13 protein-coding genes are annotated in these 16,603 nt (G+C 64.4%); 7 read left to right on the plus strand and 6 right to left on the minus strand.

Translation table 11 applies throughout. From position 1 onward, the window contains the following. The first annotated feature begins 14 nt into the window (after window positions 1-14). The gene (locus C8C89_RS09350; protein WP_243857953.1) at window positions 15-974 is read left to right on the plus strand and encodes a LysR family transcriptional regulator; all 960 of its coding nucleotides are present in this window, start codon (window positions 15-17) and stop codon (window positions 972-974) included. Here the strand turns inward: C8C89_RS09350 and C8C89_RS09355 are convergent. Beyond that, entirely contained in the window at window positions 967-2,037 is a 1,071-nt protein-coding gene (locus C8C89_RS09355; protein WP_101482554.1) for a hypothetical protein, read from the minus strand. The two genes, C8C89_RS09350 and C8C89_RS09355, sit on opposite strands and share 8 nt — an antisense overlap. A gap of 281 nt (window positions 2,038-2,318) precedes the next feature. Between C8C89_RS09355 and C8C89_RS09360 the strand changes: the two genes are divergently transcribed. Next, window positions 2,319-2,738, plus strand: a complete 420-nt coding sequence (locus C8C89_RS09360) for a hypothetical protein (RefSeq protein ID WP_133993264.1) — start codon at window positions 2,319-2,321, stop codon at window positions 2,736-2,738. A gap of 237 nt (window positions 2,739-2,975) precedes the next feature. Beyond that, window positions 2,976-3,917, plus strand: coding sequence for a hypothetical protein (locus tag C8C89_RS09365; RefSeq protein WP_133989558.1), 942 nt, complete (start codon window positions 2,976-2,978; stop codon window positions 3,915-3,917). Between the two features lie 67 nt (window positions 3,918-3,984). Here the strand turns inward: C8C89_RS09365 and acpA are convergent, their stop codons facing one another. Then, the gene (acpA, locus tag C8C89_RS09370) at window positions 3,985-6,129 is read right to left on the minus strand and encodes an acid phosphatase (RefSeq protein WP_133989560.1); all 2,145 of its coding nucleotides are present in this window, start codon (window positions 6,127-6,129) and stop codon (window positions 3,985-3,987) included. 166 nt (window positions 6,130-6,295) lie between these two features. Here acpA and C8C89_RS09375 point away from each other — a divergent pair, with 166 nt between their 5' ends. Both C8C89_RS09375 and C8C89_RS09380 read left to right on the plus strand, forming a co-directional pair. Then, window positions 6,296-7,567 carry a cytochrome c peroxidase gene (locus tag C8C89_RS09375; protein WP_101484703.1) on the plus strand — a complete coding sequence of 424 codons (1,272 nt, stop codon included), beginning with the start codon at window positions 6,296-6,298 and terminating at the stop codon, window positions 7,565-7,567. 137 nt (window positions 7,568-7,704) lie between these two features. Beyond that, the gene (locus tag C8C89_RS09380; protein WP_133989562.1) at window positions 7,705-8,034 is read left to right on the plus strand and encodes a hypothetical protein; all 330 of its coding nucleotides are present in this window, start codon (window positions 7,705-7,707) and stop codon (window positions 8,032-8,034) included. A 45-nt stretch (window positions 8,035-8,079) separates the two neighbouring features. On the opposite strand, the gene C8C89_RS27290 is transcribed toward C8C89_RS09380, so the two are convergent. Further along, on the minus strand, window positions 8,080-8,877 hold the full coding sequence (locus C8C89_RS27290; RefSeq protein WP_243857954.1) for a GGDEF domain-containing protein: 798 nt from the start codon (window positions 8,875-8,877) through the stop codon (window positions 8,080-8,082). On the opposite strand from C8C89_RS27290, the gene C8C89_RS27295 reads away from it, so the two are divergent. Beyond that, window positions 8,876-9,538: a hypothetical protein gene (locus C8C89_RS27295; RefSeq protein WP_243857955.1), complete on the plus strand. Its 663-nt coding sequence runs from the start codon at window positions 8,876-8,878 to the stop codon at window positions 9,536-9,538. The two genes, C8C89_RS27290 and C8C89_RS27295, sit on opposite strands and share 2 nt — an antisense overlap. A gap of 796 nt (window positions 9,539-10,334) precedes the next feature. On the opposite strand, the gene C8C89_RS09390 is transcribed toward C8C89_RS27295, so the two are convergent. From C8C89_RS09390 to C8C89_RS09400, 3 genes are all read right to left on the minus strand, one after another. Beyond that, window positions 10,335-12,146: an ABC transporter transmembrane domain-containing protein gene (locus C8C89_RS09390; protein WP_133989564.1), complete on the minus strand. Its 1,812-nt coding sequence runs from the start codon at window positions 12,144-12,146 to the stop codon at window positions 10,335-10,337. Next, window positions 12,136-13,887 carry an ATP-binding cassette domain-containing protein gene (locus C8C89_RS09395; RefSeq protein WP_101482550.1) on the minus strand — a complete coding sequence of 584 codons (1,752 nt, stop codon included), beginning with the start codon at window positions 13,885-13,887 and terminating at the stop codon, window positions 12,136-12,138. The genes C8C89_RS09390 and C8C89_RS09395 overlap by 11 nt, the downstream gene beginning before the upstream one ends. Before the next feature lie 165 nt (window positions 13,888-14,052). Then, window positions 14,053-14,937, minus strand: coding sequence for a phasin family protein (locus tag C8C89_RS09400; RefSeq protein ID WP_133989568.1), 885 nt, complete (start codon window positions 14,935-14,937; stop codon window positions 14,053-14,055). A gap of 384 nt (window positions 14,938-15,321) precedes the next feature. Between C8C89_RS09400 and C8C89_RS09405 the strand changes: the two genes are divergently transcribed. Then, window positions 15,322-16,596, plus strand: a complete 1,275-nt coding sequence (locus C8C89_RS09405) for an amidohydrolase family protein (RefSeq protein WP_101482548.1) — start codon at window positions 15,322-15,324, stop codon at window positions 16,594-16,596. Window positions 16,597-16,603: the final 7 nt, after the last annotated feature.

Genomic DNA, 16,603 nt, shown 5'->3' on the forward strand with positions numbered 1-16,603 from the left:
AGACAATCTTTGACATGGATCAACTAAAAGCAATGGAAATCTTTGTCGAGGTGGCGCGCCAGCGCAGCTTCACGGTGGCCGGGCAACGCCTGGGCCTGACGCGGGCCATGGTCAGCAAGACCATCATGCAGTTGGAGGAACGCCTGCATGCGCGCCTGCTGCACCGTTCCACGCGCGAAGTGAGCTTGACGGACGCGGGCCGCGCCTACCTGGCGCCGTGCATGGCCACCGTTAGCCAGGCGCAGGAAGCGGCGCGCATGGTGGCGCACGTGGCGCAGGCGGGAGCGGGGGCGGAGCTCGCCGGGCCACTGCGCATCCAGGCGCCATCGAGTTTCGGTAGCGCGTGGCTGGCCGATGCCGTCGCCCGTTTCAGCCTGTTGCACCCGCAGGTGCAGGCCGACTTGTTTGTCGACGATGCGCTGCTCGACCCGATACGCCATGGTTTTGACCTGACTATCCGCGTGGGCGGCATCCCGGACAGCAGCGCGCTGGCGATGCGCCCGCTGGCGCCATGCCGCGCCGTGCTGTGTGCCAGCCCCGCCTATCTGGCGCAATGGGGTGTACCGCAGACGCCGCAAGACTTGCTGCAGCATCAGTGCCTGCATTTCAGCCACCTGACCGACGGCACGAACTGGCATTTCCAGCGTGGAGCAGCGGAGCAGCGCGAGGAGGCCAGCGTGCGCGTGCAGGCGGGTTTCACGGCGAATAACGGGCTGGTGCTGCACCAGGCGGCGCAGCGGGGGCTGGGCATCGTCTACAGCACCACGTTTCTCGCCTGGCGCAATCTGCTCGATGGCAGCCTGCTGCCCGTGCTGTCCGACTGGGAGCTGCCGCTGAATCACCTGAGCGCGCTGTACCCGGCCAGCCGCCAGCCGTCGCCCAAGGTGCGCGCGCTGATCGATTTCCTGGTGGCCGAATACCAGCCCGTGCCGCCATGGGACCGGGAGCTGGAAGCGGCTGGATTTTTCAGCTGAAAGCGACGGGTTCCACCGTCCAGGCGCCATCGGCATACACGCGTTCGTCGTCCAGGTAGACGGCTTCGGTAACGGCGAAGATATCGACGTGATAGCGCGCATCCTTGCGCTTGAACTGGGGCTTGGTATAGACGCCATGCTTGGCGCCCAGCGACAGATGGATGCCGCACATGCGTTCATACGTGCCGATGTCGTTGACCAGCTGCTCGCGCGAAAAGGCGCGGTTCATGCCGAAGCCCAGTTCGCGCACCCACACTTCGCCTTCATGCGCGCGGATGATCTCCAGCATGGCGGTAAATTCGGGCGTGGCGTGCTCGGTGCCCGTCACGCGGCCCTTTTCGATGATCAGGGTGATTGGCGTATCGGGGCGGTTGACCATGAAGTGCGTGTCGCCAAAGACGAAGATGCGTACCCGCCCGTTCACCGCTTCCAGGTCCTGCGCTTCCGTAAACACTTCGCCCAGGGGGAACTGGCCGCCGATATTGTTCATGCCGCTATAGTCGCCGATATTCAGCTTGGCCGATTCGAACGGCGAGGCGAATACCAGCTGCTCGCCGCCGCTGTCGACCATGCCGTGGCGGGCGCGGTCGATGCGCGCCTTGAGCGCATGGCCCACGCCCCGGTAGTACGCCGGGTCGTAGGCCAGCGAAGCGATGTAGTGCAGTCCCTGCACGCCGGGCATGCGTGACAGGTGCACGTGTTCGATCACTTTCAGGCCCCGCTTGAACAGCTCGATGCGGATGCGGAACGCTTCCAGGCGGAAACTGGTCGACTGGATCAGCACGACGAGGCTGCCGGCGGGCAGCTCGGCAAACGCGGCCAGCACGGTGTCGGGCGTGACCTCGTCGAAATCGATGAAGCTCGCGTCCGGCAAGGCCTGACGATAGGCTTCCGTCAACACGACGTTGAGCCAGCTGCGCTTGTCGCAGACGATCAGGGCCGGCTCGTCCGGGCGGTGGCAGATGGCCATGGCCAGCAGGTCGGCCACGTTTTGCGCGGCCACTTCGGTGGCGGCGGCGCTGATGGCGTCGAGCCGGCTGGTGTCATTCTCGGGAAGCGTCATGGTGCGGAGGTATCTGGCGTGAAGTAATCGCAGCATTATAAAGTGATTGCCGCAGGGCATACCATTCCCCATCCGGCGGAGGCGCTGTGGCTGCCGTGCCTCTGATTGTCTTGTGTAGTGCTTTCCGGCAATGTATTATTTGATAAACAGCCTGGGAGTGGCCCGTCGCAGCGGCAAAGGCAAGCCTGTGCAGGCCACGCTTTCAGTGATGCAGGGACAACAAGCCAACAGGCGATGACTAAGAGTGTGATGTGATGAGCATAATCGGACAAGATATTCCCATGGAGCGGCCGGATACGGATGGGCGCGCTGCCGTGTTCGTTCCCGTCACGGGCGTCAAGGAAGATGTCTTGCTGACCATACGCAAGGGTGCGGCGATCGTCGGCTTTGCCAATCACGACCGCACTATCACCGTGTATTTTGAAAGCAACCGCTTTGACGACCCTGTGCTGGCCAAGTGGGAGCACAAGGCACGCAAGGCCTACGACCGCCTGGTCGACAATGCGCCCACCGTCTCGAAGCTGACCACCAGCCCTGCCAATTTCGAGCAGATCGGCTACATCAATGGCAAGGGCATCACCATCCGCCGCATGGAAAGCCTGCAGCGCTGGCTTGCTTATTCGGACGCGATGGAGACTTGTCCGACAACGGATATCATTGCGCGCACGGTGATTGCAAAAGTTGATGCGGTCAAGGTGTAAGAGACCCTGATAAATCCCCCTGGCGTTGTTGCCTGCCCTTGGGCATTTGCTCTGCCGTTTCGGCTACTTCTTTGATATCACGATAATATTGGCTCTGTTCCCTGCTTGCCGGAGACAGAGCTTTTTTTTGATCGGTATCAAGGCAGTGGAACTCGCTGCGGGTGCGCCGTTGCGGTACGCGCGTAAGGTAATATTGCGGCAGAACGCAGTGGAATGACTCCAGGAAAAGGTTGGAATGTGCTTGAAACAGTGAATGATGTTTGCATCAATGCCGCTTGCGGCCGGAGCTTGCCGCTGCGCGTGGTGCATTGCCCGTTTTGCGGCGCGCGCCAGGTGGCTGCAGCGCCTGTTCTGGAGAAAGTGCCAGCGCCGCCGCCGGTGCCGCGCATGCCGCCGCCGGTGCCCGTTGCCCCGCCCATTCCTATGCCGCAAGCAGCGCCGCAACCCGCGCCGCAGCCTGCTCCCGCTCCCAAGCCCGTCCCGCCACCGGCTGCCGCAGCAGCGCCAGGGCCAGCCAAGGTGCCGCCCGCGAAACCGGCCGCCAAGGGTTCGGTGCCACCACCGCGCCCGCCCGTGCGCTTGCGCACGTGGATCGCCGCGGCCGTGGTGCTGACCGGTATCTGGTTCTTCAACAAGCCCGCCGACAAGCCGACCAGCGTGGCGGAACAGGTAGAGGCTGCCACTGCGCTGGCAGCGCAATGCGACCTGGACGGGGCGCGCAGTGCGCTGGCCGTGCTGAAAAGCGCCAAGGCGCCGGCGGCGCAGATCAAGCGCTTGCAGGCGAGCATCACCAAGTCCGCTGCCTCCTGCGACCGGCAACAGCAGCGGGCGCAGGCATGGACGGCGCTGCAAGACAGCGTCAAGCAGGCGCTCGATGCGGGCAAGCCGGAGCTCGCCGCCACGCGCCTGGCCATCTACGTGAAGCGCTGGGGCGATGATCCCGACACCCTGGAACTCGATGCCAGGGTGAAAGTGGCGCAAGCCAGCGCCCAGCTCGACCTGGCCGATGCCTGTCTGGCCAAGGGCGACCGGGTCTGCCTGGAAAACAGCCTGATCGCCGCCGAGCGCTACAAGCGGCCGGAACTGGCGGCGCGCACGCAGGCGCTGCGCGCGTCGCTGTCGCAATTGCTTGAACGCTCGCTACTCGACGCGATTCCAAGCCTTGCCCCGGACCAGTAGCACCAGCAGGTAAAACGCCCGCCGCGGCCAGGCCGGGCGGGCGTCATCTTGCCGTTTGAATCAACGCTTACTCTTGCGGCACCAGGGCCAGCGCCGCGCTGAAGTCGCCCATCGGCTTGCCGCCGTTGGCTACCAGCGCCTTGTCGCGCGTGCTCAGGCCGTCGAGCACGGGCAGGGCGAAGCGGTGCGTGATGGCGCGCAGGATGGACGCCGAATCGTATTGTGTATGATCAACCAATCCCTTTTTCACGTACGGCGAGACGAGGATGGCCGGCACGCGCGTGCCCGGACCCCAGCGGTCGCCCTTCGGCGGCGCGGCGTGATCGTAAAAGCCGCCGTTTTCATCGTAGGTGACGATGACCAGCATGTTTTTCCACTGCGGACTCTTTTTCAGCTGGGCGATGACGCCGGCGATATGCGCGTCGCCGTCGGCCACGCTGGCGTAGCCCGCATGCTGGTTCAAATTGCCCTGCGGCTTGTAGAAGGCCACGGGCGGCAGCTTGCCGGCGCTGGCATCGCTCAGGAACTGGCTGTCGAAGTCGCGCAGGTGGGCGGCGCGGTAGGCGGGTGCCTTTATCGGGTCCATATTGGCAAAGTAATTGAACGGCTGGTGGTGGAACTGGAAGTTCGGCGGGTTCGGGAAGCTGCTGGCGCGCGCGCTGGCCGTGGCCAGGGCCGTCGTATCCTTCCAGGCGCCCGCATACCAGGCCCAGTCGATGTTCTTGCCAGATAACAAGTCGCCGATATTCGTCTGCGTTTGCGGCGGCAGGGTGTTGGCCTTGCCCGTGTCCGCATACAGCTTGCTGCTGTCGCCGGATGCGGGAGCGTTGCTGCTGGGCTGGAACGCTGGCTGCATGGTATTGACGGCGTAAAACATGCCGCTGCTGTCGGCCGGCGTCAGCGCGCCGTCGTTGGCATAGGCGGGCGCGCCGTTCAGCACGGTGGTCGGCGCCGTGGCGGATGGCGTCAGGCGCAGGAAGTTGCCCTTGGCATCGACGTCGATCTTCGCGATCGACCCTTTCGCCACCGAGGTGTCCGCGTTCGGATAGGTAGGGGCGCAGGCGCAGATCAGGTACTGGTGCGTGAGGAAGGAACCGCCGAAGGCGCCGATGAACAGATTGTCGGCCAGCGCATATTGTTTGGCGATGTCCCACAGCTGCATCTTGCTGCCGTCGTAATAGCCCATGGACAGGCCGCCCGCATCGGAATACGCGGCGAACTTGTCGTTGGCGCCGCCGTTGATCTGCATCTGGTTATTGTAGAAGCGGTGCACCAGGTCGCGCGTGATGACCGATTGCGGCAGGTACAGGGGGCTGCTGGCATCGTCGATCTGGAACGGTTTGTTGGGCAAATTGGCCGATTGCGCCTGCGTGATGACGGTGCTCTGGCCGGCCGCCGTCATGCCGCCCCAGGTGGGCGGCAGCACGGGCAGGGTGCTGCCGTCGACGTCTTTCTGCGGCACGTAGGCGGTGCTGGAGGTGGGGTTGACGCCCGGTATGCCATTCGCGCCCGGAAACAGGCCGTACAGATTGTCGAAGCCACGGTTTTCCGCGTAGATGACGACGATGGTCTGAATATTGTTCAGCGCAAGGGCGCCGTTCAGGGCGGCCAGCGCATCGGCGGGCGCCGCCTGTGTGCTGGCGCTGGCGACCAAGGCCGTCACGCTGGCGTTTTCCGCCTTGAGTTTTGTCAACTCGTCGCCGCTGGCCTTGTTGAAGTCCGACGCCAGGCCCGCTTCCGACACGCCCAGGCGCGCGGCCAGCTTGCTGCTGGCCGCCGCAAAGTCGCCGCCGTTGCCGTCCATGATTTGCGCCAGTTCCGTCGACAGGGCGCTGACGAAGGCGCTGTGCCCGGCGGGGGCGCGCAGCAGCAGCTTTTGCGTGACCTTGCTGCCCGCGTCGCCCATGGTTTCATGGCGGATCGCGTCCGTGCCGATGGTCGCCAGCACGGCGCCCTGGCCGTCGAGCGTATAGCTGCCGTCGGCGGCCGTGCGCACGGCTGCCGAGCCGCTGTCGCAGGTGAGCTTGCTCGTGCTGCTTTCCAGGCATACCTGGGCGTTTTCATAGTAGCTGCCGATGACCTGGCCCGTGATGTGGGGCGTGACGGCGTAGTTGCTGCCGCAGGCGGCCAGGCTCAGCGACAGTAGCAGCGGCAGGGGCCGTAAAGAGGGATGTAAAACGGGACGTAAAGCGGTGTTGGCGTGCAAGTTCATGTTCATGCCTTCTGGGTGGAAAACGTCGCATGCTAGGCAGGCAATATGTCAGCTGCGTGACATGTCAGCGTCTGTTACATGACGTAATGTACGGACTTGATACATGACGTTTTGCAGGGACTTGTCACGCAGTTGTCACATGCCGTTGCTACGCTGCCAGCCCATGATGAAAACGATACCTGCCCTGCTGCTCGCCATTTGCGTGCTGTCCGCCTGCCAGCCCGCGCCGCAAAAAGACGCACCCGCCGTGCCCGCCGCCCACCTGGCGGGCGCGTATGCGCCCACCCTGAAACGTCAGCCTTCGGTAGCGGCAATGACGGCCATGGGCCGCGCCATGTTTTTCGAGCCCAGCCTGTCCGTGTCGGGCAAGCTGGCCTGCGCCAGTTGCCACAGTCCCGAACACGCCTACGGTCCGCCGAACGCGCTGGCGGTGCAGCTGGGCGGCCCGGAACTGAAGGATGCGGGCACGCGCGCCGCGCCGTCGCTGCGCTATCTCCAGAATGCCCCCCCGTTTACCGAGCATTACCACGACGACGATGGCGACGACAGCGTCGACGCGGGTCCCACGGGCGGGCGCAACTGGGACGGCCGCGCCCAGTCTGGCCACGAACAGGCGCTTGCGCCCCTGTTATCCAGGCGAGAGATGGGCAACCGCGATGCGGCCGCCGTGGTCGCCAAGCTGCAGGCGGGGCCGCTGGCGGCGCAGTTCCGCCAGACGTATGGCGCGGATATCTTCGAGCAGCCTGGCCAGGCGCTGCGCTGGGCGCTGATGTCGCTGGAAGTATTCCAGGAAAGCCCGTTGGACTTCTATCCGTACACCAGCAAGTACGACGCCTTCCTGCGCAAGCAGGCCAGCTTGACGCCGCAGGAAGCGCGGGGCCTGGCCCTGTTCAACGATGAACGCAAGGGCAATTGCGCGTCCTGCCACATCAGCCAGGTGAGCTCGGGCGGCGCCTTTCCCCAATTTACCGACTATGGTTTGATCAATATCGGCGTGCCGCGCAATGCCAAACTGCCGGCGAATGCGGACCCGGCGTTCTTTGACCTGGGATTGTGCGGCCCGGACCGCACCGATTTGACGGAGCACAAGGAGTATTGCGGCAGTTTCAAGACACCGTCCCTGCGCAATGTCGCCCTGCGCAAGGTGTTCTTCCACAACGGCAGCTTTGACAGCCTGGAGCAGGTGTTGCGTTTTTACGTGCAGCGCGACACGGCGCCACAAAAATGGTATCCGAAAGATAGCAGTGGCAAGGTGCACAAGTACAACGATCTGCCGCCCGGCCTGGCAGCGAATGTGAATGTGGAAGCGCCGTTCGACCGCCAGCCGGGCCAGGCGCCCGCCCTGAACGAAGGGGAGATCGCCGACGTGATTGTTTTCCTGCATACCTTGACCGATGGCTATACGCTGCCGCGCCCGGCGCAGGGAAAGAGTGGCTGAGAGATATCAAGATACCATTGCTTACAACTACGCCACAAAAGCATGTTTTTATGTGCGTTAGCGCACGCTAGAAAATTTTAGGCAGGTGTATATTGCGAACTGATCTGTGTCTTTTGATAACAATGAAAGGGAATATCATGAAAGTAAGCAAAAATTGGATGACCGTGTGCGCCGCCGGGATGATGGTCGTGGCATTGGCTGCCTGCCAGAAGAAGAGCGATGTTGCCGCCGGTCCTGCGGAACAGGCTGGCCAAAAGATCGATGCGGCCGCTGCCAAGGCTGAAGCCGACATCAAGGCCGCCGCTATCAAGGCTGACGCCGCCGTGAGCCAGGCCGCTGCCGACACGGGCGCCAAGATGGACCAGGTCGCCGCTGACGCCGACAAGAAAATGAGCGAAGCGGCCGATGCCGTTGGCAAGAAAGTGGAAAAAGCCGGCGAAAAGATGCAGGACGCCGCGCACAAGTAATCGCGCCAGGGCCGGCCAGCGCCGGCCCGGCTCCCGCAGCTGTCGTCAGGTGATGGCAGCTGCGGCCACGCCATCGCTGGCGCCAGCTGGCCTGCCATGCGCCGTTGTTCCCGTACTTGTACTATCCATCCCGTCCGTTCCCCCCAGCACCACGCTCAAATCCACATAGCCGTCGCGCCACGCGCGTTCCAGGTCTTGCTCCACCGCTTCCAGGGTCGTTCTTTCCACCTGCCGGAAACCGCGCAAGCCATACGCCCGGTTGCGCCCGTGCGCCTTGGCCAGGTACAGCGCCATGTCGATCAGGTTGACACTGCGTTCCCACGTGAGCGGCCTTCCCAGAGGCGCCAGCGGATAGGGCGCAAAGCCCACGGACACGTGCACCTGGATGGCCTGTCCCTGGTAATGGATGACCTGTGCCGCCATGCCGTTGAGGATGCGCCGCGCGATATCGTCGAGTCCGTCGCGCGAGACGGCTGGCAGGAAGGCGAGGAATTCCTCGCCGCCCCAGCGCACGATCATGTCCGTTTCGCGCAACACGTCGTGCAAGGTTTCGGCGATCGTCGTCAGCACCAGGTCGCCCGCCGCATGGCCGTAACGGTCGTTGATGTGCTTGAAATGGTCGACATCGAGCAGGAACAGCGCGCCCACGACATCGGCGTCGCCATAGGCCGGCAGCGGCTTGCCCGCATGGCTGCGCATGAATTCCTGGAAATGGCGGCGGTTGTACAAGGCCGTCAGCGGGTCGCGCGAGCTCTGGCGCTTGAGTTCCTGGTTCTTGACGTTCAGCTGCACGTTCGCGTGGCGCACCTTGCGGTACAGCAAGCCGACGATGACGGACGCCATGGCCAGCACCAGCGCCAGCAGCCACCATACGCTGCTGCAGGCGGCGGTTGTCGATCTCGGTGCTCTTGAGCTGGTTCTCGCGGCTGAGCAGCTCGATCTGGCGCTGTTTCTTTTCCGCCTCATATTTTTCTTGCAATTCGTACACGGCTTTTTGCCGCTGCTTCTCGAACAGCAGGTTGGAAATGCCCCGCTCGCGGTGATACGCCGTGACGGCGCCCCGCATGTCACCGGCCTTTTCCAGCGCCATGCCGTATTCCAGCAGCACGGCCTGCATGTCCGGCTGGTTGGCCGTGCGTTCGTAGTAGGCCAGGCCCGTGGCCACGCTTTGCTTGCCTTCCTGCAAGCGTCCCTGGCCAATCAGGGCCTGGCCGATGTTCAGGCGTGCCGTCGCCTCCACCTGTTCATTGTTGACCAGGCGCCCCGCCGTGATGGCTTCATACGCATAGCGCAGGGCGCGCGCGTAGTCGCCTTCTTTCAGGTAGCTGTCCGACAGGTTGACGAGGGTAACGGCCACCATGCCGCTGGCGCCCAGCTGGCGTTCCAGGGCCAGGGCCGCCAGCAGGGCGCGCTGGCCCCGTTGCGGCTGCCGCGCGTCGAGCGCCAGCCCGTATTCCGTATTTTTCGCCTGCGCCATGCGGCCTGGCGATTCCAGGGTGCTTGATACGGCCAGCAGCTCGTCGAGCACTTCGAAGCCTTTGTCGTACTCGCGCATCTGCGTGTACAGCAGGGTGAGGGCATTCAGGGCGGCGGCCAGGCTGGAGGGAGAATTGCTCTGGCGCGCCAGGTCCACGGCTGCCTGCAGTTTGGCCAGCGCAAACGGGAAATTGCCTTCCTCTGCCCACGATTGCCCCGCGCTGATGGTGGCCTGCACGCGTACGGGCAGGTCATCCGTGCGGTTGGCGATCTTTTCCGCTTCGAAGGCCAGCAGGTGCGAGGCGCGGCGTTCGTTCAGGGCAAACGTGATGTAGGCCTTGCTGAGTATGCCCTTGGCCAGCGCCACGTCGTCCTTGTTCTGGCGGGCGTAGGCGATCAGTTCCTCGGCCAGCTGCATGGCGAGGTCATTCTGCCCCAGGCGCATGCGTACGGTGCTCAGTTGGGTAAGGAATTCCGCGCGCACTGGCAGGGGCGCGCTGCGCGCCTGCGTTTCCACCTCTTGCAGGCGCTGCAGGGCGCGCGTGGGCACGAAGCGGCCATCTTCGCGCACGGCGGCAATATGCTGCTCAAGGTTGCCGACATGGACTTGGACCTGGGCCTGGGCGGCAGGCGCCAGCAGGCAGGCCAATACCAGCAGCCAATGCGCGTTTCGCCACGATGCCCGTCTCTGTCTGCCTGCCAACGCCCCGCCCCCCCCACAATGAACTACTCTTCGCAACGATTATATTCTGTTGCAGTCAAGAAATATCATGCGGGGCGCAGAAATGTGTGGAAGTGCACACGGCGGGCATGGACAACACACCCTATTGCGCCAGCTGCTGCAGCAGATACAGGCGCTGGTACAAGCCGCCATCGATCTGCATCAAGGCCTCGTGCGGCCCCGCTTCCGTGATGCGGCCATGGTTGAGCACGATGATCCGGTCGGCCTCGCGGATGGTTGACAGGCGGTGGGCGATGGCGATGATGGTGACCTTGCCGCGCAATTCATTCAGGGCCAGCTGCACGATCTGTTCCGTCTGGCTATCGATGCGCGACGTCGCTTCGTCCAGCAGCAGGATGCGCGGCTGGCCGGCCAGCGCGCGGGCAATCGCGATCAGCTGCTTTTGCCCCGACGACAGGCGCGAGCCGCCTTCGCCCAGCGGCGTATCGTAGCCGTGTTCCAGCGCGGCAATGAAGTCGTGCGCATGCGCGGCGCGCGCCGCCGTTTCGATCTGCGCCTGCGTGTAGCCGCGCCCCATGTCGATGTTTTCGCGCGCCGAAGCGGCCAGCAGGAAGGGATCTTGCGGCACCAGGCCCACGTCGGCGCGGAAATGCTCGTTGTCGATGCTGTCGAGGGCGACGCCATTGATGGCGATGCTGCCCTGCGTGACGGGATAAAAGCGCAGCAGCAGTGACAGCAAAGTCGACTTGCCGCTGCCCGTGTGGCCGACGATGCCGAAGAAAGCGCCTTGCGGTATGCTCAGCGACAGGTCGTGCAGCACGGGCTGGTTTTCCACGTAGGCGAAGGTCAGGTTCTTGATGTCGACGGCGGGCAGGTCGATGTCCGCTTTCGTCTGCCGCAGGGCCGGTGTTTCCCTTCCCTGTGCATGTTCGAGCGCCTGCGTTTCATCCAGCAGGGCCGAGACGCGCGCCGTCGCCACCACCGACTGCTGCAACTGGCTGAACTGCATGGTGATCTGGATCAAGGGCTCGATCACGCGCGCGATGTAGCTGATGAACGCATACAGCACGCCCACTTCCACGGCGCCCATCTCGCGCCGGCCGAAGCTGAAGATGACCACGGCCAGCAGCACGATGTTGAGCATGTCGAGCGCGGGGCGCAGCAGCCAGGCGTTGGCGCGCAATTCCTGCATGCGCGCCGTGTAGTGGTCCTGGTTGATGCCCGTGAAGCGCGTGCCGAAGCGGCGTTCCGCATTATTCGCCTGCAGCACGCTCATGCCGCCGATCGATTCGGCGATCTGCCCATTGATCTCGCTGCGCAGGGCGCGCGCGCGCGTGACGGCGGGCGCGCTCCAGCGCTGGTACAGGAAGACGATGACCAGCACGGCCGGCAGCAGGGCCAGCACGATCAGCATCAAGCGCCAGTCGAGGAAGGCCATGGCAGCCATGGTGCCGACCAGGACGATGGAGCTGTCGAGGATGACGAACAGCACCTGCACGTACAGCGATTTCACCGCCTCCGTGTCATTCGTGACGCGGCTGACCAGCTGGCCCGTGATGGCGCGGTCGAAGAAGGCCATGGGCAGGCGCAGCACGTGCTGGTAGACGGTTTCGCGCAGGCGCTGCACCGAGCGCATGGCCAGGCCGGACAGGCGCACCAGCTGCAGGTAGCGCAGGCCGGAGGCGACCCAGCCCGTCAGCAGGCAGCCGCCCAGCAGCAGCGCCATGCGCGTCCAGTCCAGGTGGCGCGGCAGCAGATGCTGGTCGATCAGGGCCTTGCCCAGGATGGGGCCCGTCACTTCCAGCGCGGCGGCAAGGATCAGCCAGAACGTGGCCCAGTACAAATGGCGCAGGTCGGACGCGGCGGCGCGGCGCAGCAGGCCGATGGCTTGCACGGCCTGGCGGCGCACGGATTGCGTGGCGGTGGTGGTGGCTTGGTCGGTCTTAGATGGCATCGAGGCTGGCCTCCAGTTGTTGATAGCGCCACTGGCTGGCATACCAGCCGTCGCGCTGCATCAGCGCGTCGTGGTTGCCCGTTTCCGTGACGTGGCCATCGCGCAGCACCAGGATCAGGTCCGCGTTGACGACGGCGCTCAGCCGGTGGCTGGCGATGATGGCGCTGCGCTCGGGGCGGCGCGCGCGCAGTTCTTCCAGATGCTGCAGGATGCGCGTTTCCGTGCCCGTGTCGACGGCGGATAGGGCATCGTCGAGCAGCAGCAAGCCGTTGTCGGCCAGCAGGGCCCGGGCAATCGCCACGCGCTGGCGCTGGCCGCCGGACAGGGTAATGCCTTTCTCGCCCACGTGCGTCTGATAGCCATCGGGGAATTGCAAAATATCGGCATGGATGTCGGCCAGCTGCGCCGCCCGTTCCACTTCCTCGCGCGTGGCGCCGGGGCGGGCCAGGGCGATATTGTCGGCGATGGTGGCGGAGAACAGGAACGATTCCTGCGGCACCCAGCTGATGGCCGCGCGCAACGCATGCAAGGTGTAGGCGTCCAGCGGCTGGCCATTCCACGTGGCCGTGCCCGCTTGCGGCGTCACCTGGCGCAGCAGCACGCGCAGCAGGGTCGACTTGCCGCTGCCCGTGGGGCCAACCAGGCCCAGGGTCTGGCCCGGCTGCAAACGCAGCGAGATGCCGGAGAGCGCAGGCGCAGTCTGGCCCGCGTAGGCGAAGCCGATGTCCGTCAGCTGCAGTGGGCCGGGCGTGAGGGTGGCGATGCTGCCATGGTCGTCGATGGCCAGCGGCGCGTCGAGCATGGGCTGCAAGCGCTGCCAGGCGGCGCGGCCCCGTTCGATCAGGGAGAGCACCCAGCCGGCGGCGAACATGGGCCAGATCAACTGGCCCAGGTACATGGAAAAGCTCGTCAGCGCACCGATGGTCAGCTGGTCTTGCCACACGAGGTAGCCGCCCAGGCCCAGAGTCAGCGCCGTGGCGGCCGTCAGGGTCAGGCCGACGGCCGGTTCATATGCCGCTTCCCAGCGCTGCGCCGTCAGGCTGGCGTTGGCTGCATGGCCGGCCAGGGTGGAGAACTGCTTGCTGCTGCGCTCTTCCAGGCCCAGCGCGCGCAGGGTGCGCACGCCCGACAGCGATTCCTGCACATGGTCGTTCAGCGCGGAAAAGCGCTGTAATGAATCCGTGGACGCCGTGTGGATATGGCTGGAAATGCGCCAGAAGGCCAGTCCCATCAGGGGGAAGGGCAAGAGGGCGATGCAGGCCAGGCGCCAGTCCACGCCCAGCAGCATGACGCCCAGCACCATCAGCAAGGTCAAGGTGCCGTCGAAGCCGGCCAGCATGGCTTCACCGGCGGCCATTTCGATGGCGTCGATGTCGTTCGTCGCCAGCGCCATCAGGTCGCCCGTGCGCTGGTTCTGGTAAAACGCCGCGCCCTGCTGCGACATGCGCGTGTAGAAGCGCGTACGCAGCATCACGCCCAGCTGGTAGGCCGCCTTGAACAGGGTGATGCGCCAGCCCACGCGCAGGAAGTAGATGACGACGCCCACGGCGAGCAGGGTCAGCAGCTCAAGCCACAGTTCGTTCGTCGTCATGCGGTGTGCGGCCAGCGCGTCGATGATGGCGCCCACGCGGCGGGGGATCCAGACGGTCAGTGTTGCCACGCCGGTCAGCATGACGGCGGCAGCGGCATACGCCGGCCAATGCTGACGCACGAAGCCGGCGATGAGCCTCGATAAACTCATGGTTACCTTTTGTTTTTAGTAATGGGGTGTCGCGGGGCGGAAGGACGGGCACGCGGACGGAAAGTACGCGTAGGATACAACAAGGCGGAAAAGCGCGCTGTGGACGGGCACGCAAAAAACGGGCCGTAGCCCGTTGTTTTGCTGCGTCACTGCCTTGCGCGAGACTTACTTGCGGCCGCTGCCTTTGCCGCCGCGCAGCATATCGAGCTGTTTCGATGGCATGCCCTTGGGTGCAACCTTGGCCAACGGCTTGGCGGCTGGCTTGACGGCTACTTGGGCCACAGTCTTGCCGGCGGCGCTGGCCGGTTTGGCGACCGGTTTGCTCGATGGAAATGGTTTGGCAGCCGGCTTGGCCGGGGCGGGGGCGGCGGCCTTCGCTGGCGCGGCGGCAGGCGCCGGTGCGGGCTTGGCCGTTTCAGGCTTGGCCGCTGGCTTGGCTTCGACCGCTTTAACTGCGGGTTTGTCGGCAACCTTCTCGGCAACTTTTGCAGGCGCTGCCGCTGGCTTGGCTGCTGGCGCAGCAACAGCGGCGGGGGCGGGCACTGCCTTGGCGGCAGGCTTGGCGGCAACGTGCGCAGGTGCCGCTGCTGGCGCAGGTGCAGGCGCTGGCGCAGGTGCAGGTGCAGGTGCAGGTGCAGGGGCAGGGGCAGCAACGGGGGCGGCGACGGCCAGCGCCGGCTTGGCCGCTGCCGGGGCTGGAATGGCTGCAGGCGCGGCCGCATCGAGGCGGGCTTTGGCCGAGGCCAGCAATTCAGCCTGGGTGCTCGAGGCGATGCCGAACAGCTGGCGGCTGTAGGCCAGCAGGCTGGCGATATTCGGTTGCGCCTGGCTGGTGCTGTAGCTGAAGAAGTCGCGCGGGTCTTGCGTTTCCAGCAGGTGCTGGGCCGTTTCCGCCGTGTGCGACAGGGCGGCCTTGCCTGCGTTCAGGTTCAGGGCGATGATTTTCTCGGCACTTTCGAAGACTTTGCTGGTCACGGTGCTGAAGATTTGCAGCTGGCTTTCCAGTTGCGATTTGGCGGCGCTGGAAATTTGTTCTGGAAGCGGAAACATATTTACTCCTTTGTACGGATTAAAATGCTGGCAAAACGCTCTGCAAAATCCCGAAAACCAGAGTTGGCCGCGTTTTGTAAAGTGGGTAGCGTGCTGAGTAACTGATCAGAGCCTGATTATGATGCAACGCAATATGAATATTCTAGCGGTGATTCGAGTTAGTTGAAAGCTATTTTATTCAGCCCGTGCGGCGCATGCTTGCCCTATTCATGCGCCTGGCAGCATTTGCGGGAAGTTTGCGCATGCGCAAGGTGTTGCAAGCGAATCTATGGCTATGCTTTTGCGAGTGGCTCCGTTCGTGCACTGCAGCATTCCACAAAAGATGTATGAAATGGCAATTAATTTGAAGCACCAGGCACCGTAGTCTACCGAAGGAGTTTCCGCATGGACCTAGTCATCCGCAATGCCAGCCTGCCCGATGGGCGCCGCGCCATCGATATCGCCATCGAGGATGGCCGCATCGCCGCCGTCGGCCCCGCCTTGCCTGTGCAGGGCGCGCAGGAAATCGACGCCGCCGGCGACCTGGTCACGCCGCCGTTTGTCGATGCGCACTTTCACATGGACGCCACGCTCAGCTATGGCTTGCCGCGCGTGAACGCGTCCGGCACCCTGCTCGAAGGCATCGCCTTGTGGGGCGAGCTGAAACCGCAACTGACGCAGGACGCCCTGGTGGAGCGCGCCCTGCAGTATTGCGACTGGGCCGTGGCGCGCGGCTTGCTGGCCATCCGCTCGCACGTGGATATCTGCGACCCGCGCCTGCTGGCCGTCGAGGCGCTGCTCGACGTCAAGCGGCAAGTAGCGCCGTATCTCGATTTGCAACTGGTAGCCTTCCCGCAGGATGGCATCCTGCGCAGTCCCGGCGCCTTCGATAATTTACAACGCGCGATTGCCATGGGCGTCGACGTGGTGGGCGGTATCCCGCATTTCGAGCGCACCATGGCCGATGGCGCGGAATCCGTGCGCCTGCTGTGCGAATTCGCCTGCGAGCGGGGCCTGATGGTCGACATGCACTGCGACGAGTCGGATGACCCGCTGTCGCGCCATATCGAAACCCTGGCCTTCCACAGCCAGCGCCTTGGCATGCAGGGCAGGGTAACGGGATCGCACCTGACGTCCATGCATTCGATGGACAATTATTATGTAAGCAAGCTCCTGCCCCTGATCCGCGAGGCGGGCGTGGCGGCCATCGCCAACCCCCTCATCAACATTACCCTGCAGGCGCGCCACGATACGTATCCGAAACGGCGCGGCATGACGCGCGTGCCCGAGATGCTGGCCGCCGGCATTCCTGTCGCCTTTGGCCACGACTGCGTGATGGACCCGTGGTACAGCCTCGGTTCGGGCGACATGCTGGAAGTGGCGCACATGGGCTTGCACGTGGCGCAGATGACGGGCCAGCAAGCCATGCACGACTGCTTCCTGGCCGTGACGGAAACGCCGGCGCGCATCCTGGGGCTCGATGGTTATGGCATCGCACCCGGCTGCCATGCAGACTTGCTGATCCTCGATTGCAGCTCCACGGTGGAAGCGCTGCGCCTGCGCGCGGCGCGGCGCCTGGTGCTGCGTCGCGGGAAAATCATCAGCGAGGCGCCGCGCGCGCAATCGCGTCTGCAACTGCCGGGCCGGCCCGAAACGGTCAATTTCCGCCTGGGGCGCTGATACAATC

Origin of the sequence: Janthinobacterium sp. 75, from assembly GCF_004365495.1 — a bacterium.
GTDB lineage: Bacteria > Pseudomonadota > Gammaproteobacteria > Burkholderiales > Burkholderiaceae_D > Janthinobacterium.

Bases quoted from the DNA above. Each gene is read 5' to 3' on its own strand.
- C8C89_RS09395 (WP_101482550.1), bottom strand. From the start codon at position 13,887: ATGAGTTTATCGAGGCTCATCGCCGGCTTCGTGCGTCAGCATTGGCCG.
- C8C89_RS27295 (WP_243857955.1), top strand. From the start codon at position 8,876: ATGGCCAGCACCAGCGCCAGCAGCCACCATACGCTGCTGCAGGCGGCG.
- C8C89_RS09380 (WP_133989562.1), top strand. From the start codon at position 7,705: ATGAAAGTAAGCAAAAATTGGATGACCGTGTGCGCCGCCGGGATGATG.
- C8C89_RS27290 (WP_243857954.1), bottom strand. From the start codon at position 8,877: ATGGCGTCCGTCATCGTCGGCTTGCTGTACCGCAAGGTGCGCCACGCG.
- acpA (WP_133989560.1), bottom strand. From the start codon at position 6,129: ATGAACTTGCACGCCAACACCGCTTTACGTCCCGTTTTACATCCCTCT.
- C8C89_RS09360 (WP_133993264.1), top strand. From the start codon at position 2,319: ATGGAGCGGCCGGATACGGATGGGCGCGCTGCCGTGTTCGTTCCCGTC.
- C8C89_RS09400 (WP_133989568.1), bottom strand. From the start codon at position 14,937: ATGTTTCCGCTTCCAGAACAAATTTCCAGCGCCGCCAAATCGCAACTG.
- C8C89_RS09375 (WP_101484703.1), top strand. From the start codon at position 6,296: ATGAAAACGATACCTGCCCTGCTGCTCGCCATTTGCGTGCTGTCCGCC.
- C8C89_RS09405 (WP_101482548.1), top strand. From the start codon at position 15,322: ATGGACCTAGTCATCCGCAATGCCAGCCTGCCCGATGGGCGCCGCGCC.
- C8C89_RS09355 (WP_101482554.1), bottom strand. From the start codon at position 2,037: ATGACGCTTCCCGAGAATGACACCAGCCGGCTCGACGCCATCAGCGCC.
- C8C89_RS09350 (WP_243857953.1), top strand. From the start codon at position 15: ATGGATCAACTAAAAGCAATGGAAATCTTTGTCGAGGTGGCGCGCCAG.
- C8C89_RS09390 (WP_133989564.1), bottom strand. From the start codon at position 12,146: ATGCCATCTAAGACCGACCAAGCCACCACCACCGCCACGCAATCCGTG.